Origin of the sequence: Flavobacterium panacagri, from assembly GCF_030378165.1 — a bacterium.
GTDB lineage: Bacteria > Bacteroidota > Bacteroidia > Flavobacteriales > Flavobacteriaceae > Flavobacterium > Flavobacterium panacagri.
In genome coordinates this window covers 1,483,580-1,509,355 of the sequence record NZ_CP119766.1, presented here as the reverse complement: position 1 = coordinate 1,509,355, position 25,776 = coordinate 1,483,580, and the positions used below count along the sequence as shown (strand labels likewise).

Genomic DNA, 25,776 nt, shown 5'->3' with positions numbered 1-25,776 from the left:
ATCTGCTTGAAATAAATTCGTGAATTCGTGGCTAACTTTTTTAAATAAACCATTTACACTAAATTTGAGAAACTTAAAACTTAAACCATGAAAATTATAAAATGGGGAATTATTGGCTGCGGTAATGTAACCGAAGTAAAAAGTGGGCCAGCATTTCAAAAGGCACCAAATTCTGCTTTAGTTGCGGTTATGCGCCGAGATGCTACACTTGCTGAAGATTACGCCAAACGCCATAATGTTCCAAAATGGTATTCGAATGCAATTGATTTAATAAATGATCCAGAAGTTGATGCAGTTTATATTGCCACTCCTCCATCTTCTCATAAAGAATATACTATCTTGTGTGCCAAAGCAGGAAAACCTGTTTATGTTGAAAAACCAATGGCATTAACTTTTGAGGAATGCAACGAAATGATCAATGTTTGCAAAGAGCATAACGTACCTTTATTTGTTGCTTATTATAGAAGAGCCTTACCTCGTTTTCTAAAAATAAAAGAGTTGATCGACAAAGGCAAACTTGGAACAATCAGACATGTAAACTGTGTTTTGTACCATCCGTTCGAAGCACGTTATGATGATGAAATTAATCTTCCATGGACAGTCCTTCCACATATTTCAGGAGGTGGAATTTTTGTTGATTTAGCTTGTCATACTTTAGACTTTCTAGATTTTGTTTTAGGTCCGATAAAATCTGTTCGAGGACATGCTACTTCTCAGTTAAAAGCCTATCCTGCTGAAGATGCTGTTTCCATGTCTTTTTTATTTGAAAATGGAATTCATGGATCTGGTCTTTGGAATTTTGCCAGTTTTGAACGTTATGATAACACTGAAATTGTAGGCGACAAAGGAAAAATATCCTTCTCCACATTTGGAAATGATCCAATTCATATTCAATATGCAAATGGAGAAAAAGAAAGTATTACAATTGAAAATCCATTACATATCCAGCAGCCATTTATAGAAACTGTTATTTCTGAGCTTTTAGGAAAAGAAGGAGCTTCTCCATCAAAAGGTATTTCGGGTTCAAGAACTACTTGGGTAATTGATCAGGTTTTGAAAGAGTTTAGAGAGGCTAAATCTTAAAATTATCTACTCCTGCTAATGTAATATACATAATCTTGTCATTCCGAGGAACGAGGAATCCCCGCAAGAAACTACAGATAGAAAATCGTCAATCTTTGTCGAGCTACTTGCGGAGATTCCTCGTTCCTCGGAATGACAAGCTATGCGAAAATTCAGAATTCAAACAAAAAAGAGGATATTCTTTCGAATATCCTCTTTTTGTAAACTATAATATGGAATAAAATTACAGACTGTATTTTAAACCAAATGTTAAACCAATACCTGAAATTCCAACAAACGAACTAATATCATCTGTAGCTCTTGTATCATCAAAGCCTGCAGCATTAGTTACTTTGCTATTAGAACTTGTAGTCAATTGACTTACATAATTAGTGTGGATTGCAGAATAAGAAGCATCTTGTCTAAAAGTAGTAGGTGTATGTAATTTGTCAACTCCATTTTCAGTAAATACAGTTGTTTCTTTAGTTTTACCATGAACAGTAAAATTTCTGTATTCAATCTCAGCAAATAAAGCTATTTTTTTACCTATTTTATAAGAAGTTCCTACTGCCGCCATAAAACCAATTGTTGGATTAGGTTTTACAACATCTTCTGAATATGTTTTTGCTACTGTTGATGGCCCATTTGGTGTTGCGGCATAATACTCGCGATTTGTCTCAATAGTTAAATCACCATGAATAGGAACAATAACTCCTACTTTTGTATACGGCTCAAACCCTTTAGCCTCTCCTAAAAATAATACTAATGAAGGAGATAAATCCCAAGCTCTTATTTTCCCTACAGCATCACCAGTTACGAAAATATTTGCTGGAGTAGTAGCAACTAAACGATTTGTAGTTTCAACCATTAATTTATCAGCACTAGAATAATAGTTAATTCCCATCTCAACTCCTAATCGAGTTGTAAAACGGTAACCTGCAGTTAATCCTGAACGGAAACCTTCTCCAAATGAACCGTGATTTGTTCTTCTAGAAATTAATGTAGTTCCATTAGAACCGTAAACATCTGTATTAGGTAATTGACCATTTACAATTGGAAATTCTGTTGCTGCTGTTTGAATGAAATAAGATCCACCCAATTTAAAGTACCAGCTCTCTGGTTTGTCTGCTTTTTCTGTTTGCGCCATCATAGTCATTGAGCAAACTAATAATCCTAATAAAAATAGGTTCTTTTTCATAATTTTGAGTTAATTGATTTATACAAACTTAGAACATTAAACACATTCTTACAATTTGTAAAGTTAGACTTGGAACGAAATCGTTATAATTTCGGGCAATATTACTAAAAAACTATTATGCATGCATATTTTTAACATAAAAAATTAACATGTGTTTAAAATTTAACTGTTAATTTTTTAGTTCAATTTAAAATTAATCTGCATTTTTTCCAATTCCTGCAATAATTCAGCTGAAATTTTGACCTTCAAACGGCGACTTGGCATCGTTAATTTGGTTACTACTTTTATTTCTTCAACTTCATTTACCTCTTGAATTTTAGTATCTTCCATAGCACTATCTTCGTTGTCATTTTCTGCTTCGAAATCAGCGTTTTCTGCTTCAAAATCAGCTGGAGTTTCTACTTCGACCAGTTTCTTGATCTTTTCTAATTCCATGATTTCAAAAGTCACAGAATTATCTCCTTTATTTTCATTAAATAAATGACTCAACTTATGTATAAACTCGGGATGAAGGTCTTTAATATTCAACAATAAGATTAATTTTTTAGCGAAAGCTTCTAAAATATCCTGCAGCTGACGAATCTCCACAAACTGCATTCTAGGATCCGATTTTTTACCTGTATCGTGATTGACCCATCCGTCTTTTATCATAATTTTCAAGAAAGCAAAATTGTTCTGAATTAAGAAATGACGAAATTTTAAATATTCTTCACCAAAAATCTTAAACTCGTAACTTTCATCATATCCTTCTAAGTTGAAAGCCGCCCAGCCTTTTCCATTTTTGGCTACACGATGCTGTACGTTATTAATAATTCCAGCAAACATTAAGTTTTTCCCAACATATTCGTTCATACTTTTCAGCGATTCTAAACGAGAATTACAGAAATATTTCATTTCAAATCTAAAATCATCAAGCGGATGCCCTGAAATATAGATTCCGACAACTTCTTTTTCTTTCGCCAACTTTTCCATTGTACTCCAGTCTTCGCATGGCGGCACAACTGGTTCTGCGATTTGTACTTCGCTGGCTTCTCCAAACAAACTTACCTGCGATGAATTTTCATTTTCCTGAAACTTCGATCCGTAACGCATCGCTTTTTCATAGAATGTAATTCCATCTCCATCATCGTGGAAATATTGCGCTCTGGTTGTTCCTTCAAATGAATCGAAACCTCCTGCCAATGCTAAATTCTCAATCGCTTTTTTGTTGGCTGCACGCAAATCAATTCGCTTCGCTAAATCAAAAATTGATTTATATCTTCCGTCTTTTCTATTTTCTACAATGGTTTCAACAGCTCCAGAACCCACTCCTTTAATTGCTCCCATTCCAAAACGGACAGCATATTCATCGTTTACGGTAAATTTATAGTACGACTCATTTACGTCTGGACCCAAAACCTGTAATCCCATACGTTTACATTCTTCCATGAAGAACGAAACTTGTTTGATATCGTTCATATTATTTGAAAGTACCGCGGCCATATATTCAGCAGGATAATGCGCTTTCAAATAAGCCGTTTGATAGGCAATCCAAGCATAACAAGTCGAGTGCGATTTGTTGAAGGCATAACTCGCAAAGGCTTCCCAGTCTTTCCAGATTTTCTCCAAAATCTTAGCGTCGTGACCTTTTGCAGCGGCTTGTTCCACAAACTTTGGCTTCATTTTATCTAGTACGTCTTTTTGTTTCTTACCCATCGCTTTACGCAAGACGTCGGCCTCACCCTTTGTAAATCCTGCCAAAGACTGAGACAAAAGCATTACCTGCTCTTGGTAAACCGTAATTCCGTAAGTTTCTGATAAATATTCCGCACAGGCATCTAAATCGTATTTGATTTCCTCATCGCCATTTTTTCTTCGAACGAAAGAAGGAATATACTCTAAAGGACCTGGGCGATACAAGGCGTTCATCGCAATTAAATCCCCAAAAACTGTAGGTTTCAGATCTTTCATGTATTTCTGCATCCCGGGTGACTCGTATTGGAAGATTCCAACCGTTTCGCCTCTTTGGAAAAGTGCATATGTTTCAACATCGTCAATTGGAAAAGTATCTGGATCAAGTTCAATTCCAGTTCTATATTTTACCAGTTTTACGGTATCTTTTATCAGCGTAAGGGTCTTCAGACCCAAGAAATCCATTTTCAGCAATCCGGCACTTTCAGCAACCGAGTTATCGAACTGTGTTACATATAAATCAGAATCTTTTGCTGTGGTAACCGGAACATAATTTGTAATATCCGATGGTGTAATGATTACCCCACAGGCGTGAATCCCCGTGTTACGCATTGATCCCTCAAGAATTTTTGCCTGCTGAATGGTTTCTCCCGCCAAATCATCTTCATTGGCAATCGCGATTAACTCTTTTACATTATCAAATTCGTCAGAACGAAGTGCTTTTTTCACTTCATCTTCACTTTCAGAAATAAAACGTGCCAAATTCCATTTGGAAGGCATCATTCCCGGAATCAATTTCGCAATTCTATCGGCTTCAAATAATGGTAAATCCAATACACGAGCCGTATCACGAATCGCTGATTTGGTTGCCATTTTACCATAAGTGATAATCTGCGCCACCTGTTTTTGACCGTATTTATTGATTACGTATTCCATTACACGTCCACGACCCTCGTCATCAAAGTCTATATCAATATCGGGCATCGATACACGATCCGGATTTAGGAAACGCTCAAAAAGCAAGTCGTATTTAATTGGGTCAATATTTGTAATTCCGAGACAGTATGCAACGGCAGAACCCGCTGCAGATCCACGTCCTGGACCAACCGATACGTCCATTTTTCTTGCCTCAGCGATGAAATCCTGTACAATCAAGAAATAACCTGGATATCCTGAATTCGAAATCGTCATTAACTCAAAATCCAAACGTTCCTGAATCGATTCGGTAATTTCGCCATATCTTCTTTTGGCACCTTCCATAGTAAGGTGTCGCAAGTATTTATTTTCTCCACGTACACCACCGTCTTCTTCATCTTCGGGTACCATAAATTCGTCCGGAATTTCAAATTTCGGAAGTAATACGTCTCGATACAATGAATATCCTTCCACCTTATCAATAATTTCCTGAATATTGATAATAGCTTCTGGCAAATCGGCAAAGAGTTTTTTCATCTCGTCTTGCGACTTGAAATAGTATTCCTGATTTGGAAGTCCGTAGCGGTAACCACGTCCACGTCCAATTGGTGTTGCCTGCTTTTCACCATCTTTTACACAAAGTAAAATGTCGTGTGCATTGGCATCTTCTTTATTTAAATAATAAGTATTGTTGGTAGCGATTAACTTTACATCGTGTTTTTTAGAAAACTCAATCAGGGTTTTGTTGACACGATTTTCATCTTCCTGATTGTGGCGCATCACTTCCAGATAGAAATCTTCGCCAAATTGCTCCTTCCACCAAATCAAAGCTTCTTCGGCTTGGTTTTCACCAATGTTCAAGATTTTACTCGGAATTTCTCCATATAAATTCCCAGACAAAACCATGATATCGCCTTTGTATTGCTCGACAATCTTGCGGTCAATTCTTGGAACATAATAAAATCCATCAGTATAAGCAATCGAAGCCATTTTAGCCAAGTTATGGTAACCAGCTTTATTTTTAGCCATTAAAACAACCTGATAACCGTTGTCTTTTTTGGATTTATCTAAGTGATTTTCGCAGATATTAAATTCACATCCTACAATTGGTTTTACTTCGGTTTCTGTTGGTTCTTCACCAGCTTCAACCAGAGCTTTGTTTTTTCCAGATGCTGCTTTGTTATGGTTCATAACGGCACTCACAAAATGGAAAGCTCCCATCATGTTTCCGGTATCGGTCATGGCAACAGCAGGCATTCCGTTTTTTGCTGTAGCTCCTACAATGTTTCCAATTCCGATAGTCGATTGAAGAACCGAAAACTGTGTATGATTGTGCAAATGTGCAAATTTTGCTGCTTTAAAATCGGCTTTATCTTCTTCTGAAACAACGGTTTGCTGGCCTTCTCCAGCTAACGCTTTAAGCTGCTCTCTGATTTTATCAGAAGCTGCTTTTAAGTTGATATGTTTTAAACCAATTAACTTAAATGGTTCAAAATTTCTCTCCTGAAATTCTTTGAAATATTCCTTCGGAACGTCTAATTCTTCTTTGGTAAAAACTTCTCTTCTAACCAGTTCCAAGAAACAACGCGTAGTTGCCTCAACGTCGGCAGTTGCATTGTGCGCTTCTGCGAATGGCTGATCGAAAAGATAGCTGTGTAATTCCGTAAGTGTTGGAAGTTTGAATTTTCCTCCACGTCCTCCAGGAAGCTGTAATAATGAAGCCGTAACTTCGGTACAGGTATCCAAAACAGGCATTGAACTCATTTGAGACTCCACTCCCAATCTATGGAATTCGGCTCCCATAATATTAACGTCGAAACCCAAATTCTGACCAACGATAAATTTGGTTTTGCTTAAAGCGATATTGAATTTCTCTAAAACTTCGGCCAGCGAAATTCCATCGGCTTCAGCCAATTCAGTTGAAATTCCGTGAATACGTTCGGCATCATACGGAATATTAAATCCTTCTGGTTTTACCAAATAGTCCTGATGTTCGATAAGCTGTCCCATTTCGTCATGAAGCTGCCACGCAATCTGAATACAGCGAGGCCAGTTATCAGAATCGGTTATTGGGGCATCCCAGCGTTTTGGTAATCCGGTTGTTTCGGTATCGAATATTAAATACATAGAGTGAAAATACAAAAATTAAACTCCAAATCCAAAGCTTTTCCAATATAAACACTTGATTATATGGAGTGTAAAAAATTGCTCTATGAATTTTGGAGGAAGTTCAAATTTACGCTTTTTTTAAAGAAATAACGAAGTGAAAGTTGTTAACAAAAACAAACAATTTTGACAAAATAGTATTAGATTTAAATGTTTTAACAATCTAATTTGGACTAAAAAACCAACATTAAAAAGACTTAATAAAAACACAGTCTCTCAAATTGAATCAAAAGCCTATGAAAACTTACTTTTTATTTTTTCTGATACTGATTTTAACTGGCTGTTCCCAAAAAAATCCTATCGAAAAAGCGTTAGAAACAAAGTCGGATGAATGTTGGTGTTATTATACAAATTGTGACTCCTATTTTACCTATTTCAAGTTTAAAGACGATCAGTTATCTTATCGTTATAACAGGGATGAAAATGGGAAATTTACCGATAAGCCAGAAGATCGATATATGGCTGGAGATCCTGAAAAATGGTCCGTATCTGAAGACAGTATTTTGACATGGAGAGATTTCTCTTATGATATTGTAAGCTTTAACGAGAAAGTGATCATACTTTCCTATCCTACAAAAGAAAAACCGTATTTGAATTACATTTTTTTGATTAAAGAAAAGGAAAATGATCTTAAAAAATATCCGAATGATTATGAAGAGAAAAGACTTTACAATCCTGAAAAATACAAATCTTACAAATAAAATTGAAGATTCAATAGTTTCATTCTTTCAAGAAAATAAATTCAAATTATGGTAAATAAATCTGTAATAAACTGTAGACTACAATATACTTTTTTATCTTTTTTAGTTTTATTAATTACCGTGAGCTGTAATCAAAGTATCGAGCCTAAAATCAATACTTCTATTCAAAATTTGATTAAAAAATATCCACAGCTTACCGCTGATAAGAATACAGCCAAAACCCGTGAATTCTCATTTACCAGAAGTGTAAGAGAAGGAGAATTCAATACTGAGATTCGACTTTATTCGCAACCTCAGTATTATAAAAACAGAAATCAAATTCTCGTTTTAATTAATGGTAAAAATGAGATTTACACTATTCCGCTTTTCAATAGCAAATATCGAGATTATTGGGAGTTTCCTTTTGACACCTTAATACCAAAGGTTCCTAAAATCAATACTACTTTTTCAAAAGAATTTAATCTTGCCATTGACAAATTAATTAATAATAATGACCGTAGTAAGTCGCTGAAAAGATTAAATCTTATTCATGAATCTTTTTATTCCTTGCTAGATTGCCAAATTATTCAAGCAAAAGATAGCATTGAAATATTAAAAACTCTTCGTATGAACTCAGATATTCCAGATGAAAGCACCCAATCTGCCCAGATGAGATTACGTAGAAACTATGACTTAATGAAATTAAGCGAACAATCTGAAAGCATCTATAGAAATTGTTATTTTGACAAACAAAATGCACGAATCCATCAAGTTGAATATCACGGAAATAAAATAAAAATTAAGTCATATCGAATGGATTACGGAATGCATTTTATTTATCTTTAAAAAACAATTAAATTTTAAAAAAAGGCATTCTTATTTATTAGTCCTTTTTTCTCTTAAAATTCATAAAATTTCACAAAAATACACCTCTTGGATGTCGTAGTATTTTGACCTTTTATTGAATCTAAATAGTGTCGAAAAAACTCCTTTAAAAGCTTTAAAAAACCCGAAAAGCATCTTTTCTGCAAAGAAATCAAAAATAACAATTATTACTATTTTTACTCATTTTGTTAGATTTTTTCAATCAAATTCTTATATTTTATAGTAATTATGAGATAAATTTGCAAACTATTAAAACAAAAAACAAACAAGAAAAATTAAAGCCGAAAAAGAAAAAGCAAATCCATTTCTTAATCATTTTTCTTTCAAATTTTAGTTTACAAAAGTGGTTTCACAATTTGTAAATTAGTTTGGGTATCGTATAAAATGAAATATCGAAATTGACGCTTTTTTATCTTTTTTTACTTTTGTTTTGCTATTATAATGAACAGGGAATTGCTGTGGTTATAGAAATTACAATTAAAAAAAATAAAAAATGAGTAAGACATTATTTGACAAAGTATGGGATTCACATGTAGTGCGTAAAATTGAAGATGGGCCAGATGTGTTTTTTATTGACCGCCATTTCATTCATGAAGTTACGAGCCCTGTTGCTTTTTTAGGATTAAAATCAAGAGGCGTTAACGTTTTATACCCACAGCGTACTTTTGCAACTGCCGACCATAATACACCAACCATAAACCAACACTTACCAGTTGAAGACCCGCTTTCTGCTAATCAGCTTCAGGCTCTTGAAGATAATGCTAAAGAATACGGAATTTCGCACTGGGGATTAGGTCACCAAAAAAATGGAATTGTACACGTAGTTGGTCCCGAAAACGGAATTACTTTGCCAGGTGCTACTATTGTATGTGGAGATTCGCATACGTCTACTCACGGTGCTTTTGGAGCAATTGCTTTTGGTATCGGAACATCTGAAGTTGAAATGGTGCTTTCAACTCAATGTATTATGCAGCCTAAACCAAAGAAAATGCGTATTAACGTAAACGGTCAATTGAGTAAAGGTGTTGGCCCAAAAGACGTGGCGCTTTATATTATTGCTCAATTAACTACTTCTGGAGGTACAGGATATTTTGTTGAATATGCTGGTGATGTTTTTGAAAACATGACTATGGAAGGTCGTATGACAGTTTGTAATTTAAGTATCGAAATGGGAGCTCGCGGAGGAATGATTGCTCCTGACCAAACTACTTTCGATTTCTTAGAAGGAAGACTTTACGCTCCAAAAGGAGAAGCTTGGACAAAAGCTGTTGAGTACTGGAAAACTTTAAAAACGGATGCTGACGCTGTATTTGATGCTGAATTAAACATTAAAGCGGAAGATATCGAACCAATGATTACTTATGGTACTAATCCAGGAATGGGAATTGGTATCACAAAACATATTCCGAATGCAAAAGAAGTTGAAGGAGGTGAGGAAACTTACAAAAAGTCTTTAGCTTATATGGGCTTCAACGAAGACGACGTAATGATTGGAAAACAAATCGACTACGTTTTCTTAGGAAGTTGTACAAACGGACGTATTGAAGATTTTAGAGCTTTTGCTGAAATTGTAAAAGGAAGAAAAAAAGCAGATAATGTTACGGCTTGGTTAGTTCCGGGTTCTCACGTTGTTGAAGCACAGATTAAAGAAGAAGGAATTTTAGATATTTTGACTGAAGCTGGTTTCGTATTACGTCAGCCGGGTTGTTCTGCTTGTTTAGCAATGAACGACGATAAAGTTCCTGCTGGAAAATATGCAGTAAGTACTTCAAACAGAAACTTTGAAGGTCGTCAAGGACCTGGTTCAAGAACGCTTCTTGCAAGTCCAATTATGGCTGCTGCTGCTGCTGTTACAGGAAAACTAACAGATCCGCGCGAGTTATTTTAGATTGGAGATTTTGATTTTAGATTTCTCACTTTGTGCAATCTTTATCTAAATTTCTTCAAATAAAATTGATCAACATTATTTAATACAAAACATTTTTAGATTCTAAAATTTTAAGTTTTCAAAAGAAAATCTAAAATCTAAAATCTAAAATCTAAAATTTCAAAAAATGGCATACGATAAATTTAACATACTTACAAGCAGCGGCGTACCGTTGCCAATTGAGAACGTAGATACAGATCAAATCATTCCGGCTCGTTTCTTAAAAGCTACAAAACGTGAAGGTTTTGGAGACAACCTTTTTAGAGACTGGAGATACAACGGAGACGATACTCCAAAAGCTGATTTCGTTTTAAACAATCCTACTTACAGTGGAAAAATCTTGGTTGGAGGAAAAAACTTCGGTTCTGGATCTTCTAGAGAACATGCTGCATGGGCAGTTTACGATTACGGATTCCGTGCCGTAGTTTCTAGTTTCTTTGCTGATATCTTCAAAGGAAACTGTTTGAATATTGGTGTTTTACCAGTACAAATCAGTCCAGAATTTTTAGCTAATATTTTCAAAGCTATCGAAGCTGATCCTAATACAGAATTAGAAATCAATCTTCCAAACCAAACGATTACTTTGCTGTCAACTGGTGAGCAAGAATCTTTTGCTATCAACGGTTACAAAAAGAACAACCTAATTAATGGTTTTGACGATATTGATTATTTACAAGATATGAAAGAAGATATTAAGGCTTTCGCCGATAAACTTCCTTACTAATAGCAATATCATTCAGTCTATTAGACCCGACAGGCTTCAAAACCTCTCGGGTCTTTCTAGAATAAATAGGACGCGGATGAAACTGATTTGTTTTCGCAATCTCGATAACTATCGGAAGCGAATTAACACAGATTTTTATTTTACTAATAATAAAAATCCGTTTTTACCAGCGTCTTCACGAAAGCGAATCCGTTAAATCAGCGTCAAAATTAAAACAGGGATATCAACTATCCACCCCTTTAGAAATTTGAATATCAATATGGAAAAAAGAAAAATTGAAATAATGGATACGACACTCCGTGATGGTGAACAAACCTCAGGAGTTTCATTTTCTGCCGCAGAAAAATTAACCATTGCGCAATTGTTGCTGGAGGAATTAAATATTGATAGAATCGAAATTGCTTCGGCTCGCGTGAGCGAAGGAGAATTTCAAGCCGTAAAAGGCATTACTTCATGGGCTGAAGAACGCGGCTATATAAACAGAATTGAAGTTCTTACGTTTGTTGACGGAGGCGTTTCAATTGACTGGATGAAAAAAGCCGGCGCCAAAGTACAAAATTTATTGACCAAAGGCTCAATGAATCACTTAACGCATCAATTGAAAAAAACACCTGAACAACACTTTTCTGAAATCGCTCAAATCATTTCTTTAGCTAAAGAAAACAATATTGAAACTAATGTTTACTTGGAAGACTGGAGCAACGGAATGCGAAATTCCCAAGATTACGTTTTTCAATTTCTAGATTTCTTAGCAACACAGCCAATTAAAAGAGTTTTACTTCCTGATACTTTAGGGGTTTTAATTCCGTCTCTAACTTTTGAATTTATTTCAAAAATCAGAGCCAAATATCCAACCATTCATTTTGATTTCCATGCTCATAACGATTACGACTTAAGTGTCGCTAATGTTATGGAAGCCATAAAAGCCGGAATCAACGGACTTCACGTAACCGTAAACGGAATGGGAGAACGTGCTGGAAATGCGCCACTTGAAAGCACAGTTGCCGTAATTAATGATTATCTGCCAGAAGTAAAAATCAATATAAAAGAAACATCTTTGTACTCTGTAAGTAAACTGGTAGAAACCTTTACTGGTTACAGAATTCCTGCCAACAAACCAATTGTTGGAGATAATGTTTTTACACAAACAGCTGGAATCCATGCTGATGGAGATAATAAAAACAATCTTTATTTTAATGATTTACTTCCAGAACGTTTTGGAAGAAAAAGAAAATACGCTTTAGGAAAAACCTCTGGAAAAGCCAATATCGAAAAAAATCTTCAGGAATTAGGTTTAAAATTAAACAGCGAAGATTTGAAATTGGTTACGCAAAGAATTATTGAACTGGGTGACAAAAAAGAAACAGTTACAAAGGAAGATCTACCATACATTATTTCGGATGTTTTGGACAGTCATACTTACGAAGAAAAAATCACGATAAACTCTTATATGCTGGTTCATTCTAAAGGAATGCGTCCCTCTACGACTTTATCTTTAAATTTAAACGGAGAAATAATCGAAGAAAACGCACAAGGAGACGGTCAGTTTGATGCTTTTATGAATGCTTTATCCAAGATTTACAAAAGCAAAAAATTGACGCTTCCAAAACTGATTGACTATGCAGTAAGAATCCCTCCCGGAAGTAGCTCTGATGCATTGTGCGAAACCATTATCACATGGGTAAACAACGGAAAAGAATTCAAAACCCGCGGATTAGACTCTGACCAAACCGTTGCAGCGATTATTGCGACACAAAAAATGCTTAACATTATAACTTAATTATAGTGACAAAGGTTTAAAGTGACAAAGAGACAAAGATTTTAGTCTGCTTTTAAAACTTTGAACCTTTGCCTCTTTGTCACTTTGAACCTTAAAATAATAAATATTTAAAAATGAAATTAAACATAGCCCTTTTAGCCGGAGACGGAATCGGACCAGAAGTAATCGATCAAGCAGTAAAAGTATCTGATGCAATTGCGCAAAAATTTGGACATGAAATTACTTGGAAACCAGCTTTAACTGGTGCTGCCGCAATTGATGCAGTAGGAGAACCTTATCCAGATGCAACACACGAAGTTTGTAAAAATGCTGATGCCGTTCTTTTTGGAGCAATTGGCCACCCTAAATATGATAACGACCCTTCTGCACCAGTTCGTCCAGAACAAGGTTTACTAAAAATGCGTAAAGCTTTAGGTTTGTTTGCAAACGTAAGACCAACTTTTACATTCCCATCTTTATTAGATAAATCGCCACTAAAAAGAGAAAGAATTGAAGGAACTGATTTAGTTTTCTTAAGAGAATTAACTGGCGGAATTTACTTTGGTGAAAAAGGAAGAAAAGATAACGGAGATACAGCTTACGACAACTGCGTTTACACAAGAGCCGAAGTACAGCGTTTAGCTAAAAAAGGTTTCGAATTAGCAATGACACGTTCTAAAAAATTATGCTGCGTTGATAAAGCAAACGTTTTGGAAACTTCTCGTTTATGGAGAGAAACGGTTCAGGCAATGGAAAAAGACTACCCAGAGGTTGAAGTGAGCTACGAATTTGTTGATGCGGTAGCAATGCGTTTAGTTCAATGGCCAAACTCTTATGATGTATTAATCACTGAAAACTTATTTGGTGATATCTTAACAGACGAAGCTTCTGTAATTTCAGGTTCAATGGGATTAATGCCTTCTGCCTCTATGGGAGCTGAAGTATCTTTATTCGAACCTATTCACGGTTCATACCCACAAGCTACAGGATTAAACATTGCCAACCCAATGGCTACTGTATTATCTGCTGCTATGATGTTCGAAAACTTCGGATTGATGGAAGAAGGAAAAGCAATGAGAGATGCTGTGAACAAAGCTTTAGAAGCTGGAGTAGTTACTGAAGATTTAGCAAATGGAGGTAAAGCCTACGGTACTAAAGAAGTAGGTGACTGGTTAGCAGCGAATGTATAATTAGTTCATTTTTGTTTGCTTCACCCGTTCGGCTAAAGCATCGGGTCAGGTTGCAAGAACGTTAAACTTGTAAACAATTTTTAGACATTAAAAAAGGGATCAACTTTCGTTGATCCCTTTTATATTTTAGAAAAAAAATATTAATATCCTCCTCTGTTTCCGCGGTCATTTCCTCCACGGTTGTTTCCGTAACCACCGCGATCATTTCCACCACGATTGTTATTAAAACTTCTTCTTTCGCCTTCTGGTTTTGGCTCAGATTTATTTACAACGATTGTACGTCCTGCAACAACAGCACCATTCAATTCGTCGATAGCTTTCTGAGCTTCGCTATCATTTGGCATTTCAACAAAACCAAAGCCTTTACTTCTTCCAGTAAATTTATCAGTAATAATTTTAACAGAGTCAACTGTTCCATAAGCCTCAAAAGACTCTCTTAAATCTGCTTCCTCAATACTGAATGGAAGGCTTCCAACGAAAATATTCATAGATACTTTTTTATAATAATAAGCAAATGTAATCTTATTATTCTGTAATCTATTATATATTAGTTTATTTATGTTTTTATTTAGATTTTAAAAGCTATAAACGTAAAAAAACAGCCTATCAGAAATTAGAAGTTAACACAACTGGAATTTTGTAAAACACACCTTCGGTAAAACGTATTTCTTTTTTCTCATTTGTGTCATCAATATTTACTGCCGTAAATTTAAATGTACCTGAAATAGTTTTTTCAGTCGTATTGTATTCGGTCACTATAATTTGTCCGCTGCCTCTTCCTGCTCCTGTCGTAAACTCCGCTTCTTGGCCGGTATAAGAGTTTTTGTAGGTCGCCTTTGTAAAATCATCTACCCCTAAAACATATGTCTTTTGTGACGGCTGCTGGGGAAACTGAAAACTTATTTTTTCATAACCTAGTATTCCTTCAATAGTAAAAACGCCACTAGATTGCGTTCCTGACCAATAACTTTGTGATCTCCAAAAAGTGTTATCTTTTAAGGTTTGAAAAGCTGGATTATTAAACCTTACTTCCTCTGTACAAGATGTTATGATAAGTAAAAATGATAAAAAGTAAAAGTATTTTTTCATATTTAAAAATGAATTTGATGCAAAAGTATCGCATTAAGAGCTAAATACTTAAATTAAAAAGTCAAAAAAATGCTAAAAAAACGACTCAATTATAATTAATCCTTTTAAAAACGCATATTTGATAAAAAAATTATATCTTTGCGCCCTTAATTAACAGAGGTCGAGTACCTCAAAATTTAATCAATAAGATTATGTCAGTAAAAATTAGATTACAAAGACACGGTAAAAAAGGAAAACCTTTTTACTGGGTTGTAGCTGCAGATGCACGCTCAAAAAGAGATGGTAAATACTTAGAGAAAATCGGTACTTACAATCCAAACACTAACCCAGCAACTGTTGAATTAGACCTTGACAGCGCAGTTAAATGGTTACACAATGGTGCTCAACCAACTGATACTGCAAGAGCTATCCTTTCTTACAAAGGTGCTTTATTGAAACACCACCTTGATGGAGGTATCCGTAAAGGAGCTTTAACTCAAGAACAAGCTGACGCTAAATTAGCGGCTTGGTTAGAGGCTAAAGCTGGAAAAGTTGATGCTAAAAAAGATGGTTTATCAAAAGCACAAGCTGATGTTAAAGCTAAAGCTTTAAAAGCTGAAAAAGAAGTTAACGCTAAACGTGTTGCTGATGCTGCTGCTGCACAAGCTGAAGCTGTTGCCGCTGCACAAGCTACTGAGGCTACAGAAGAAGTTGCTGAAGCAACTGAAGAAGCTCCTGCTGCTGAAGAGAATAACGAAACAACTGAAGCATAATTTTACTTAGCGATAATGCGTAAAGAAGACTGTTTTTATTTAGGTAAAATCGCTAAAAAATTTAGTTTCAAGGGGGAAGTTCTGATCTATTTAGACACAGACGAACCTGAGTTATACGAAAATCTGGAATCAGTGTTTGTTGAACACAACAAACACTTGGTTCCTTTTTTTATTGAATCTAGCTCAATGCACAAAAACGACTTTCTTAGAGTTCGTTTTGAAGATGTAAATACTGAAGAAGATGCTGATGCTCTTGTTGGAAATGGTATTTACCTTCCTCTAACTATGTTACCAAAACTTACTGGTAACAAATTTTATTTCCACGAAGTTATCGGTTTTGAAATCGAAGATCAGCGTTTGGGCGTTTTCGGGAAAATTACTTCTATTAATGATTCTACTGCTCAGCCTCTTTTTGAAGTTTTGAATGGCGAAGTAGAAATCCTAGTTCCAATGATTGATAATTTTTTAGTAAAAATCGATCGTGAAAACAAAAAAGTCATTATGAATCTTCCAGAAGGTCTTGTTGAGATGTACCTTTAATTTAGTGCTCAGTGACCGTTTTTAGTATTCAGTTTTCTAACTGCATTACGAATTGGCAATTTATCAAATCATAAATCAAAATGTTTCAATTTAAGCAATTCTCTGTAAAACAAGACAAAACAGCGATGAAAGTTGGCACAGATGGTGTTTTACTTGGCGCATGGACACCAATTAATCACAATCCTTTTAGTGTTTTAGATATTGGTGCTGGAACTGGAATTATTGCTTTAATGCTTGCGCAACGAACTAATGCAGAACAAATTGACGCTCTTGAAATTGATGAAGAAGCATACGAACAGGCAGTAGAAAATTTCGAAGCCTCTCCATGGGGCGATCGCTTATTTTGCTTTCATGCTGGTTTAGATGAATTTATTGATGAGCCAGAAGACGAATATGATTTGATTGTTTCAAATCCGCCTTTTTATGCTGAAAATTATAAAACGGATAATGAGCAACGAGATTTAGCAAGATTTCAAGATGCAATGCCATTTGAAGAAATTGTTGAAGCCGCCGATTTATTACTTTCAGAAAATGGAGTTTTAGCCATTATTATTCCTTTCAAAGAAGAACAAAAATTCATCGCTTTGGCGAAAGAATCCGAATTGTATCCGTTAAAAATTACACGTGTTAAAGGAACTTCTAAATCAGAAATCAAACGTAGTCTATTGGCTTTTAGCCGAAATGAAATTTCTGAAATTGAAATAAACGAGTTAGTTATCGAAATCGAAAGACACGTTTACACTCCTGAATATATTGAGTTGGCTAAAGATTTTTATTTAAAATTTTAAACCTGTTCAAAAATACTTTTAAACTGATACAAAACTCTTTCTATTAATCTAAGATCTTCGGTTACAATTTCAGCCCTACCTTTCATTTCCTGCTGAAAGACAATTTGCTTATCATAAGATGTTTTTAATCCGTTTGGAAGTGTAACATCTACGAGTAAATTCCCATCTTTATCTGGAACTAGGGAAATATTTTTGATTTCACCTTTCAGCACACCAAATTCGCGGTCTGGATAATTTGCCAGACGAATATTAACTCTCTGCCCTACTTTTATTTTCCCAGAATTTAATGCCGGAGCTTTCACTTTTCCGACAAAACCATTTTTAGCATCTGGAATTATCGAAAAAACATTATCACCAACATTTATAGTCTGGCTTTCATTCCAAACCTGAAGAAAAGTTACTACACCACTAATGGAAGATTTTAAAGTATAAGCCAATTCCCAATCTTTTATCACTTTTTTCAGCTGATAAAAAGACTGCGCCATACTTCGTCCTAAATTTACTTCTTCTCTCGTGCTATTTATACGTGAATTCTGACTTGATTTTGTATTATCTATCAAAGAAGACCTTAATTGAGAAATTGACGACAAAAGCCCTCTATAACTCTTTTCTGCTTGCAAGAATCCAAGTTTCTTTGCTTCCATCTCCTGAGCCGAAATAATTCCTTTTTTGAATAAAACTTCAAAACGGGCTACTTCATTTTTTTGAAGCTCTAATTCACTTTCATTTATTCCTTTTTGTTGCTGCAGAATCTCCAATCTTTCTTTAATCTGTACTTTCTCAAAGCTTTGCGCCCTACTTTCAACTTCAAAAGGATGCAGATTTTGATTAAGTTCCTGCGCTTGATAATCTTTCTGAAAAACGGCAAAAGCACTTTCTATTTCTCCTAACTGCTTGTTTTTTAACAATTCAAAAGGAAACGCTTTTACAGCATTAATATTATAACCATCGACAATGCTTTTCAGCAAGAAAACATCTTTGTAGTTGGCTGTATTTTCAATAATGGCAAGTGTACTATTTTTTGAAACTACCATTTTATCTTTTACCAGAATAGCTTCAATTCTTCCTGAGGATTTTGAAACAATTTTTTCAGGAGGAATATTAGTTGTAATTACTATCTCGGCTGTTACAACATCTGGATATTTAACAAACCAAGACACAAAAAACAGCATGACAATAATGGCAAATATCAAGACCGTTCCCCAGCGTATCATCCAATGTGGTACTTTGGTTAGAATGTCCTGAACTTCTTCACTTCTTAATTCAAAGGTATCTTTTTCTTCTGCCATAATTAATTTCCTAACTGAAGCTGGTTTTTAACTAATTCAAAGTAATTGCCTTTTTGCTCTACTAAAGCAGAATGATTTCCAATTTCGATAATTTTTCCTTTGTCCAAAACGACAATTTGATCTGCATTCATTACTGTACTTAATCTATGCGCAATTACTACTACTGTTTTATTTTCGAAAAAGATATCCAGTTTTCTCATAATTTCTTTTTCATTATTAGCATCCAAAGCCGAAGTAGCTTCATCAAAAAATAAAATTTCAGGATTTTTGTAAACTGCTCTTGCGATTAAAAGACGCTGCTTCTGTCCTGTACTCATTCCCATTCCATCTCCTCCTATTTTAGTATTAAATCCCAAAGGCAATCCTGCAATATATTCTTTAATATTAGCAACATCTGTAGCATAAATGAGTCGTTCTTTATCAATTCGATCAGAACCTAAGGCAATATTATTGGCAATGGTATCACCAAAAATATATCCTTCCTGCATTACTGCACCAACATTGGATCTCCAAGCTTTCTGAGAAATATTTTTGAGCTGCGTACTTCCAATTGTCACTTCTCCTTTTTCAGGTTCATAAAACTTTAAGAGCAGTTTCATCAAAGTTGTTTTTCCGCTGCCACTGACACCTACAATTGCAGTCACCTTCTTAGCCGGAATCACTAAACTTAAATCATCTAGAACTGGAGTATCAGAACCCATGTAACGATACGAAAGGTTTTTGATCTCAATGTCGGCATCAAAAGGAACATCGGTTGTTTGATGAGATTCTTGCTGCAGTTCATCTTCTTTTTCATGAATTTCAGATAATCTTGCCAGCGAAATTTTAGCATCCTGGAATTCTCTTACAAATTCTATTAGCTGCGTTATAGGACCATTTAAACTTCCAACAATAGCGCTAATGGCAAGCATCATACCCAGCGTTATAGAGCCTTCTATTACCAATTTTGCAGAAAGCAGAATAATAAATATATTTTTTAATTCGTTAATTACAGAAGAGCCAATCGTTTGTGTCTGCTCTAAAATCAGTCCTTTTATCGAAACTCTAAAAAGTCTAGCCTGAACATGCTCCCATCCCCAGCGTTTTTGTTTTTCCGCATTATGAAGCTTTATTTCCTGCATTCCATTAATGAGCTCCATTACTTTGCTCTGTTCTTTTGAAACTTCAGCAAAACGCTTATAATCTAAAGCTTCTCTCCTTTTTAAGAATAGTGTGATCCATCCAAAATAAAAAACACTGCCAATAAAGAAAACTAAAAATATCTGCAGATTGAAATAGGCCAAAACAGCTCCCATGACGAACATGTTTATAACTGAAAAAAGAACATTTAATGAAGAGGTTGTCAGTATTTTTTCTATACGGCGATGATCATTAATTCGCTGCATAATATCTCCGGTCATTCGAACATCAAAAAACGAAATGGGCAGATTCATTAGTTTTATAAAGAAATCTGAGATAAGAGAAATACTGATTCTGGTAGACAAATGAAGTAAAATCCAGCTCCTAATTAATTCTAAACCGGTTCTTCCAGCAAAAACAAACAGCATTGCAAAAAGAATTAAATAGATGAAGTTAATATTCTGATTCTGAATCCCAACATCTACAATACTTTGCGTTAAAAACGGAAAAATTAAATTAAGTAAACTGCTCGCAAGAAGTCCAATTGCAAGCTGCATTAAAAAGGATTTGTACTGAAATAAATATTTGGATAGAAATCGAAAGTCTAGTCCTTTATTTTCTTCTTTCTCAAAATCAGATTCAAAAAATAGAGGAGTTGCTTCTATTAATAATGCTATACCTTCTTTTGTTGTATCATCAGCATTATTTCCTATCCAGAATTTTACAAACTCTTCTTTGTTGTATTCAAGAAGTCCAAAAGCAGGATCTGAAATATAATATTTGTCTTTTTTTACTTTATATAGAACTACATAATGATCTTTATTCCAATGAAGAATACAAGGCAGGGGAGCTTCTTCAATTCTCTGTACAGATAATTTTACTCCTAAAGTCCTAAAGCCGATTTTTTCGGCAGCATCGCTCAAAAAAAGCAGATTACTACCTTCACGAGTAGTCTCGCTAAAATCTCTCAACTCTTGAATGTTGATTGTCTTACCGTAATATTTAGCTATAATTTTTAAACATGTAGGCCCGCAATCTTTATGATCGGCTTGTCTGTAGTGAGCGAATTTTTTCAATTTATTTTGATTTATTCAAGACTAAAGTAGGAAAAAAAATTCTTGTTAATCCATAAAAAAACAGAGAAGATATAAATCTTCTCTGTTTGGGTATTTATAAACAAATTACCAGCAACACAATTTCTTTAGGACATGGCCGCGGTTTTACCCTAACCAATTAAAATTAAACACAGCGGCCAACTCCTAAGAATCTCAGTACCAATCATCAATACTGAGAAAATGCTCAATGTTCCACGATCGAGCGCCTATACATTCAAAAAAAACATGACTAAATTCTAAATAAGGCTATATCGTATTACTTTTAAAAAAGTTAAAAATCAACAACAAAGACGACTTGTATCACAAATACCTGATGCTGTATTTATCGGACAAGTTTCGCCTGGCGGTATCAAAATGCATCCTGCTTCAATTGCATAAATCCAGCAATCAGGAATTCCACCTCTCATAGCTTTCTGCTCATTTCTAGTTATAGTCTGAGCGCCATTAAGATTTAAAATGTTTTTCAGCATATCAATACAATTTTATAGTAACAGAGTTTATTTTAGCTCTGTTACTATATAAATATTAAAATTAGCAAGCATAATATTTTTCAGCAGCATTATCACAATTGGGTTCTGTTGCATATTCTCCTCCTAAAATGTTTTTCTGCTCTTTTTTAGTCAGCTTTTTGGTCTCTTTACTCTTTAAAATTTTTTCTAACATAATTGGTTATTTACATTTTTTTGGGTAAGTCTCAAAAATCTGGGAAAATCCGAGACTTTAGTTATTAAGCACTAACAGCTGCCAACATAGCTATTTGGCACACAGCTCCAATATGATGGCACCGTTCCAAATTCCGTACATCTTTTAGCTTTAAATCCGTCCTCACAAATAGGGGCATTCCCTCCATTTATTGTTTTTTGCTCAGTCGCAGTCAATTCTACTGCACCTTTCAATTTTAATATATTTTTTAACATAACGCAGGTATTTGGGGTTACTATATTTTTACGCTGTTCTTTCTAAAACTTGAACTTCATCAACAAAATCATTCAAGAAATATTTTAACTCGCTTAATTCATATTCATTTGGAAACAATCTCTCATTTACAATCTTAACGGGTGTATAATTAAAATTATTCATTGAACACCAATCATATTGTTTTTGAATTTCCTGGCTGATCATCATACTAACAGAATCAACATTCCATTTTTTTAGCCATTTTTTGTGTACCATTCTTTTAATATACCAATCGGAAATTGCTTCAACAGTTTTTCCTGGAGTCGTTCTATTAATCGTCAATAATCTTTCCACTATAGCTTTATATGGATTATCATTGTTTTCTGGATTAATATTAAAAAGAACGTTTAAGAATATTTTATCTGGAAATTTCAAAACTAAATCAAAAGCTTCTTGAAATGTCTTATAACAATGTCCGCAACTAGGACTGATTATTATAGAAAGCTTTACTGCCGCATTTCTATTTCCAAAATTTAGACCTCTAAGATCTTCAAAGCCTTTTGTATACTTTACTTTTTTTGACAAGAAATTTAATAGTGAATAATTTCTTTTAAACTTTTTAAGTTCTTTTAATGAGTTTTCATTATCCAGTATATTCTTGATCATTACTTTGACCGCCGCCCAAATTGGAATCAAAAGCAATAAAGAGAATATAAAAGGAAAAACATTGCTGAAACTGAAACTCAATGTAAATAGATCAGATGAAAACCAGACAATACTTTGAATTAAAATCAGAAATGATACTGCTAAGCACATTACACACCATTTTTGAATTTCAAATTTCTGAATCCAAATAGAACAAACTACTATTGGAATAGACAATAAACTTAAAAACCCAACAAATATAGCAGAGCTCAACGGCTGTACTAAAATTGCAATAATACTTGAACTGAAGAAAAGCAATGGTAAATCTGAAAAACTCAACCATCTATTTGCAATATCATCATTAAAGCTTATCACAGAATGACAAGAAGAGTTAGAACTTAAATTACAAAATTTTGAAATTACCGTATTTTTAACACCCCATTTCTGCTGTACAATAAATATACTTACGATTAAACCTAAAATTGAAGTGGCTAAAAAAACACTGCTAAATGCATTAAACCCATTATAGAAAAATGAAAGTCCTGTAAGAAGTACTAAAGGCAGAAAATATTTCAACCAATTGTACTCTATTTTCAAATTTTCTCTTGCAACTACATTATTTGGTTCAATTGCAACTATTACACCATTCCAATCCAAAAGAAATTTATCATACGATAATTTCTGACTTCCTTTTTTTAATGTTGTAATTCTAACTCCATTTTTAATCTTTTCGACCAAAATCAATTCCTCTTTAAAATAAGCCAAAAAATTAGAAGGCAAATCTACTATCTGCTCTTTCGAAACTCTTACTGCCGCATTCTCGACAGAAAGCAAATCGAACGAATCTGTAATAGCAAATAAACTTGGATAATTTGGATGAGACAAAAACAGATCCTTGAACTCATTTTTTATGTCTGAGTATCGATTGATTTGTAGAAATTTTTGGACCAGTTTTAACATCACTTTTGATCGTTTTAAAATCATAATTACACTGCAAAGATTGGAGTTTTTATTGATAATTATCTCATGCATGTATACATTTTATTAATTATACCACATACAATTTATAAATTATACCAAGCATAGTAAACAATACAAACATTTGAAAAACAATGAATTACATTCTATTTTTTTGAATTAAAACTTCAGAAAGCTAATTTTCGATTAACGGCTTTACTTTTTATCTAGTTTTGGAAAAGCAATAATCTAAACATCTAAAAACATGGAAAAGAAAGCATAAAAACCTCATGATTTTAAAGAAATAAATCATGAAAAATGAAGATAAAAAGTGGCTAAAATAAGTCAGAAAAGTCTCAAATTTGAAGTAAAATTCTCCCTATAAAAAAATAAAAAGCAGCTTGTTATTTGAAAGTTTAAACCTACATTAAGAATCGTTTTTTTACTGCTTTTTAATCAAAAATAAACCCAAAATTTCAAAACATAAACCAAAATTAAAGCATCATTTTAATGCATTTAAAAAAATGCTTTAAAATACATATGACAGATTTATAGTACAAAAAAAATAATTTAAAATTTAAAAGATAATGAAAAAGAGAACATTCACATTAGGAGATTTCGAGATAGAAAAAATAAGCAGAGATGCGCAGAAAACCATAAAAGGCGGCGATCCTTTGACACCTCCTGAAGAACCAAACCCACTTAAAAATGGCGGAGGAGGAAATGGCTAATTACCATTTTAAAAGAATAAAAAAATCAGTAAAGCAATCCAAAAAAGAAGAGAAATGAAAAAGAGAACATTCACATTAGGAGATTTCGAGATAGAAAAAATAAGCAGAGATGCACAGAAAACCATAAAAGGCGGTGATCCTTTGACACCTCCTGAAGAACCAAACCCACTTAAAAATGGCGGAGGAGGAAATGGCTAATTACCATTTTAAAAGAGTAAAAAATCAGTAAAGCAATCCAAAAAAAGAAGAGAAATGAAAAAGAGAACATTCACATTAGGAGATTTCGAGATAGAAAAAATAAGCAGAGATGCACAGAAAACCATAAAAGGCGGTGATCCTTTGACACCTCCTGAAGAACCAAACCCACTTAAAAATGGCGGAGGAGGAAATGGCTAATTACCATTTTAAAAGAATAAAAAATAAGTAAAGCAATCCAAAAAAAGAAGAGAAATGAAAAAGAGAACATTCACATTAGGAGATTTCGAGATAGAAAAAATAAGCAGAGATGCGCAGAAAACCATAAAAGGCGGTGATCCTTTAACACCTCCTGAAGAACCAAACCCACTTAAAAATGGCGGAGGAGGAAATGGTTAATTACTATTCTAAAAGAATAAAAAATCAGTAAAACAATCCAAAAAAGTAGAAAATATGAAAAATAATTCACTGAAAATCTCAGATTTTCAACTAGAAAAAATCAGCAGGGAAGCACAGAAAAATGTAAAAGCCGGTGGTGATACAGATCCACCAGAGGAACCAAACCCACTTAAAAATGGAGGAGGCGGAAATGGTTAAGAATTCAGCTCTAAATATTGTTCGCAAATTGAGCTGGAGATACTCCAGTTCTTTTGCGAAACGATTTAGCAAATGAAACTGCATTTTTAAAACCAACACTTTCGGCAATTGCCTGAGTAGAATATTTACGATATAAATGATTCGTAATCATCTGATTAATAACATAATTAATCTTTAATTCATTAGAATATTCCCCAAACGATTTACCAAATCTTTTATTTACAACATAAGATAAATAAGTAGTATTGGTTTTGATTTTTTTAGCGGCATAAGAGAGTGTAAAATCGGCATTTAAATATTCTAATTTTTCTTCAAGTGCCAATAATTTTTCTACAATTTTATTTTCCTTAGCTTCATCAATACTCAAATTCGCATTTTCCTTTTTAAGTAGTGTATCTTCTATTTCTGGAACTTCTAAAACTATAGGTTTCTCAGTTGTTTTCTCAATTTCTTTTTTCTCTAAATTAGCTTTAAATTCTTCAATTAAAGCATTCATTTTTTTCTGTGCTTTATTTTTATCGCGAATATTTTTAATCAGAAAGAATACAATTCCTACTACTAAAATAACATAGAAAACTTTAAGCGCTTTATTCCATAAAACCTCATATTTATACTTCTCCTGAATACTTAACATCTCACCACTTAGATTTGCTGTACCTAGTTTATAGTTAACTTCTAAAGCCTCTTCTCTCAATTCTCCTTCATATTTCTCATAAGCATCTAAGTATAATTTAGAATGTTTGAAAGCCAATTCAGGTTCATTTTTTATATTATATATTTTAGCTTGAATATAATTGGATTGAAAATAGCTGTTATCTATTTTTTTTCCTTTCAGAGCCATGGAATCGATCTTTTTCAGAAAGACTAAAGCTTTATCATATTTTT

Annotated in this window: 26 protein-coding genes; 15 read left to right on the top strand and 11 right to left on the bottom strand. The window is 33.9% G+C overall.

Annotation, left to right across the window (positions count from 1 at the left end):
- Positions 1-87 precede the first annotated feature (87 nt).
- Positions 88-1,083 carry a Gfo/Idh/MocA family protein gene (locus tag P2W65_RS06875; RefSeq protein WP_289664468.1) on the top strand — a complete coding sequence of 332 codons (996 nt, stop codon included), beginning with the start codon at positions 88-90 and terminating at the stop codon, positions 1,081-1,083.
- A 223-nt stretch (positions 1,084-1,306) separates the two neighbouring features.
- Here P2W65_RS06875 and P2W65_RS06870 read toward each other — a convergent pair whose 3' ends face one another.
- Both P2W65_RS06870 and dnaE read right to left on the bottom strand, forming a co-directional pair.
- Positions 1,307-2,260: an outer membrane beta-barrel protein gene (locus tag P2W65_RS06870; RefSeq protein WP_289664466.1), complete on the bottom strand. Its 954-nt coding sequence runs from the start codon at positions 2,258-2,260 to the stop codon at positions 1,307-1,309.
- A 177-nt stretch (positions 2,261-2,437) separates the two neighbouring features.
- The gene (dnaE, locus tag P2W65_RS06865) at positions 2,438-6,973 is read right to left on the bottom strand and encodes a DNA polymerase III subunit alpha (RefSeq protein ID WP_289664465.1); all 4,536 of its coding nucleotides are present in this window, start codon (positions 6,971-6,973) and stop codon (positions 2,438-2,440) included.
- A gap of 275 nt (positions 6,974-7,248) precedes the next feature.
- Here dnaE and P2W65_RS06860 point away from each other — a divergent pair, with 275 nt between their 5' ends.
- The 6 genes from P2W65_RS06860 to leuB all read left to right on the top strand — a co-directional run bounded on the left by P2W65_RS06860 (position 7,249) and on the right by leuB (position 14,177).
- Positions 7,249-7,713: a hypothetical protein gene (locus P2W65_RS06860; RefSeq protein WP_289664464.1), complete on the top strand. Its 465-nt coding sequence runs from the start codon at positions 7,249-7,251 to the stop codon at positions 7,711-7,713.
- Between the two features lie 48 nt (positions 7,714-7,761).
- On the top strand, positions 7,762-8,538 hold the full coding sequence (locus P2W65_RS06855; RefSeq protein WP_289664463.1) for a hypothetical protein: 777 nt from the start codon (positions 7,762-7,764) through the stop codon (positions 8,536-8,538).
- A gap of 532 nt (positions 8,539-9,070) precedes the next feature.
- On the top strand, positions 9,071-10,465 hold the full coding sequence (gene leuC, locus P2W65_RS06850) for a 3-isopropylmalate dehydratase large subunit (protein ID WP_289664462.1): 1,395 nt from the start codon (positions 9,071-9,073) through the stop codon (positions 10,463-10,465).
- A 166-nt stretch (positions 10,466-10,631) separates the two neighbouring features.
- Positions 10,632-11,228, top strand: a complete 597-nt coding sequence (gene leuD, locus P2W65_RS06845) for a 3-isopropylmalate dehydratase small subunit (RefSeq protein ID WP_026727052.1) — start codon at positions 10,632-10,634, stop codon at positions 11,226-11,228.
- Between the two features lie 259 nt (positions 11,229-11,487).
- A complete protein-coding gene (locus P2W65_RS06840) occupies positions 11,488-13,008 on the top strand; it encodes a hydroxymethylglutaryl-CoA lyase-like TIM-barrel protein (protein ID WP_289664459.1) in 1,521 nt (506 codons plus the stop codon).
- A gap of 113 nt (positions 13,009-13,121) precedes the next feature.
- Positions 13,122-14,177 carry a 3-isopropylmalate dehydrogenase gene (gene leuB / locus P2W65_RS06835; RefSeq protein WP_289664457.1) on the top strand — a complete coding sequence of 352 codons (1,056 nt, stop codon included), beginning with the start codon at positions 13,122-13,124 and terminating at the stop codon, positions 14,175-14,177.
- Positions 14,178-14,317: 140 nt separating this feature from the next.
- On the opposite strand, the gene rbp is transcribed toward leuB, so the two are convergent.
- A complete protein-coding gene (gene rbp, locus P2W65_RS06830; RefSeq protein ID WP_289664455.1) occupies positions 14,318-14,665 on the bottom strand; it encodes an RNA-binding regulator in 348 nt (115 codons plus the stop codon).
- A 118-nt stretch (positions 14,666-14,783) separates the two neighbouring features.
- Positions 14,784-15,266, bottom strand: coding sequence for a DUF6252 domain-containing protein (locus P2W65_RS06825; protein ID WP_289664453.1), 483 nt, complete (start codon positions 15,264-15,266; stop codon positions 14,784-14,786).
- A gap of 191 nt (positions 15,267-15,457) precedes the next feature.
- On the opposite strand from P2W65_RS06825, the gene P2W65_RS06820 reads away from it, so the two are divergent.
- From P2W65_RS06820 to P2W65_RS06810, 3 genes are all read left to right on the top strand, one after another.
- Positions 15,458-16,018 carry a 30S ribosomal protein S16 gene (locus tag P2W65_RS06820; RefSeq protein ID WP_289664451.1) on the top strand — a complete coding sequence of 187 codons (561 nt, stop codon included), beginning with the start codon at positions 15,458-15,460 and terminating at the stop codon, positions 16,016-16,018.
- A gap of 15 nt (positions 16,019-16,033) precedes the next feature.
- Positions 16,034-16,558, top strand: coding sequence for a ribosome maturation factor RimM (rimM, locus tag P2W65_RS06815; RefSeq protein ID WP_289664449.1), 525 nt, complete (start codon positions 16,034-16,036; stop codon positions 16,556-16,558).
- 80 nt (positions 16,559-16,638) lie between these two features.
- Positions 16,639-17,346 (top strand): tRNA1(Val) (adenine(37)-N6)-methyltransferase, encoded by a 708-nt coding sequence (locus P2W65_RS06810; protein ID WP_289664448.1) that lies wholly within the window; start codon positions 16,639-16,641, stop codon positions 17,344-17,346.
- Here P2W65_RS06810 and P2W65_RS06805 read toward each other — a convergent pair.
- The 6 genes from P2W65_RS06805 to P2W65_RS06780 form a co-directional block, all read right to left on the bottom strand.
- Entirely contained in the window at positions 17,343-18,635 is a 1,293-nt protein-coding gene (locus P2W65_RS06805; protein ID WP_289664446.1) for an HlyD family secretion protein, read from the bottom strand. The two genes, P2W65_RS06810 and P2W65_RS06805, sit on opposite strands and share 4 nt — an antisense overlap.
- 2 nt (positions 18,636-18,637) lie before the next feature.
- Positions 18,638-20,830, bottom strand: coding sequence for a peptidase domain-containing ABC transporter (locus P2W65_RS06800; protein ID WP_289664445.1), 2,193 nt, complete (start codon positions 20,828-20,830; stop codon positions 18,638-18,640).
- Between the two features lie 317 nt (positions 20,831-21,147).
- On the bottom strand, positions 21,148-21,339 hold the full coding sequence (locus tag P2W65_RS06795) for a hypothetical protein (RefSeq protein WP_289664443.1): 192 nt from the start codon (positions 21,337-21,339) through the stop codon (positions 21,148-21,150).
- Between the two features lie 61 nt (positions 21,340-21,400).
- Positions 21,401-21,532, bottom strand: coding sequence for a hypothetical protein (locus P2W65_RS06790; protein WP_289664441.1), 132 nt, complete (start codon positions 21,530-21,532; stop codon positions 21,401-21,403).
- Between the two features lie 71 nt (positions 21,533-21,603).
- Positions 21,604-21,765, bottom strand: coding sequence for a hypothetical protein (locus P2W65_RS06785; RefSeq protein ID WP_289664440.1), 162 nt, complete (start codon positions 21,763-21,765; stop codon positions 21,604-21,606).
- A 49-nt stretch (positions 21,766-21,814) separates the two neighbouring features.
- Entirely contained in the window at positions 21,815-23,443 is a 1,629-nt protein-coding gene (locus tag P2W65_RS06780) for a vitamin K epoxide reductase family protein (RefSeq protein WP_289664439.1), read from the bottom strand.
- A 512-nt stretch (positions 23,444-23,955) separates the two neighbouring features.
- Here P2W65_RS06780 and P2W65_RS06775 point away from each other — a divergent pair.
- Genes P2W65_RS06775 through P2W65_RS06755 form a run of 5 tightly spaced genes read left to right on the top strand, consistent with a single transcriptional unit; the run spans position 23,956 to position 24,891 of the window.
- Positions 23,956-24,099 (top strand): rSAM-modified peptide, encoded by a 144-nt coding sequence (locus tag P2W65_RS06775; protein ID WP_289664437.1) that lies wholly within the window; start codon positions 23,956-23,958, stop codon positions 24,097-24,099.
- A 54-nt stretch (positions 24,100-24,153) separates the two neighbouring features.
- Positions 24,154-24,297, top strand: coding sequence for an rSAM-modified peptide (locus tag P2W65_RS06770; protein ID WP_289664437.1), 144 nt, complete (start codon positions 24,154-24,156; stop codon positions 24,295-24,297).
- Positions 24,298-24,351: 54 nt separating this feature from the next.
- Positions 24,352-24,495 carry an rSAM-modified peptide gene (locus P2W65_RS06765; RefSeq protein ID WP_289664437.1) on the top strand — a complete coding sequence of 48 codons (144 nt, stop codon included), beginning with the start codon at positions 24,352-24,354 and terminating at the stop codon, positions 24,493-24,495.
- Positions 24,496-24,549: 54 nt separating this feature from the next.
- A complete protein-coding gene (locus P2W65_RS06760; protein WP_289664437.1) occupies positions 24,550-24,693 on the top strand; it encodes an rSAM-modified peptide in 144 nt (47 codons plus the stop codon).
- A 54-nt stretch (positions 24,694-24,747) separates the two neighbouring features.
- Complete coding sequence (locus P2W65_RS06755) at positions 24,748-24,891, top strand: hypothetical protein (RefSeq protein WP_289664436.1); 144 nt, start codon at positions 24,748-24,750, stop codon at positions 24,889-24,891.
- A gap of 10 nt (positions 24,892-24,901) precedes the next feature.
- Here the strand turns inward: P2W65_RS06755 and P2W65_RS25440 are convergent, their stop codons facing one another.
- The gene (locus P2W65_RS25440) at positions 24,902-25,213 is read right to left on the bottom strand and encodes a helix-turn-helix domain-containing protein (protein WP_434783364.1); all 312 of its coding nucleotides are present in this window, start codon (positions 25,211-25,213) and stop codon (positions 24,902-24,904) included.
- Positions 25,214-25,776: the final 563 nt, after the last annotated feature.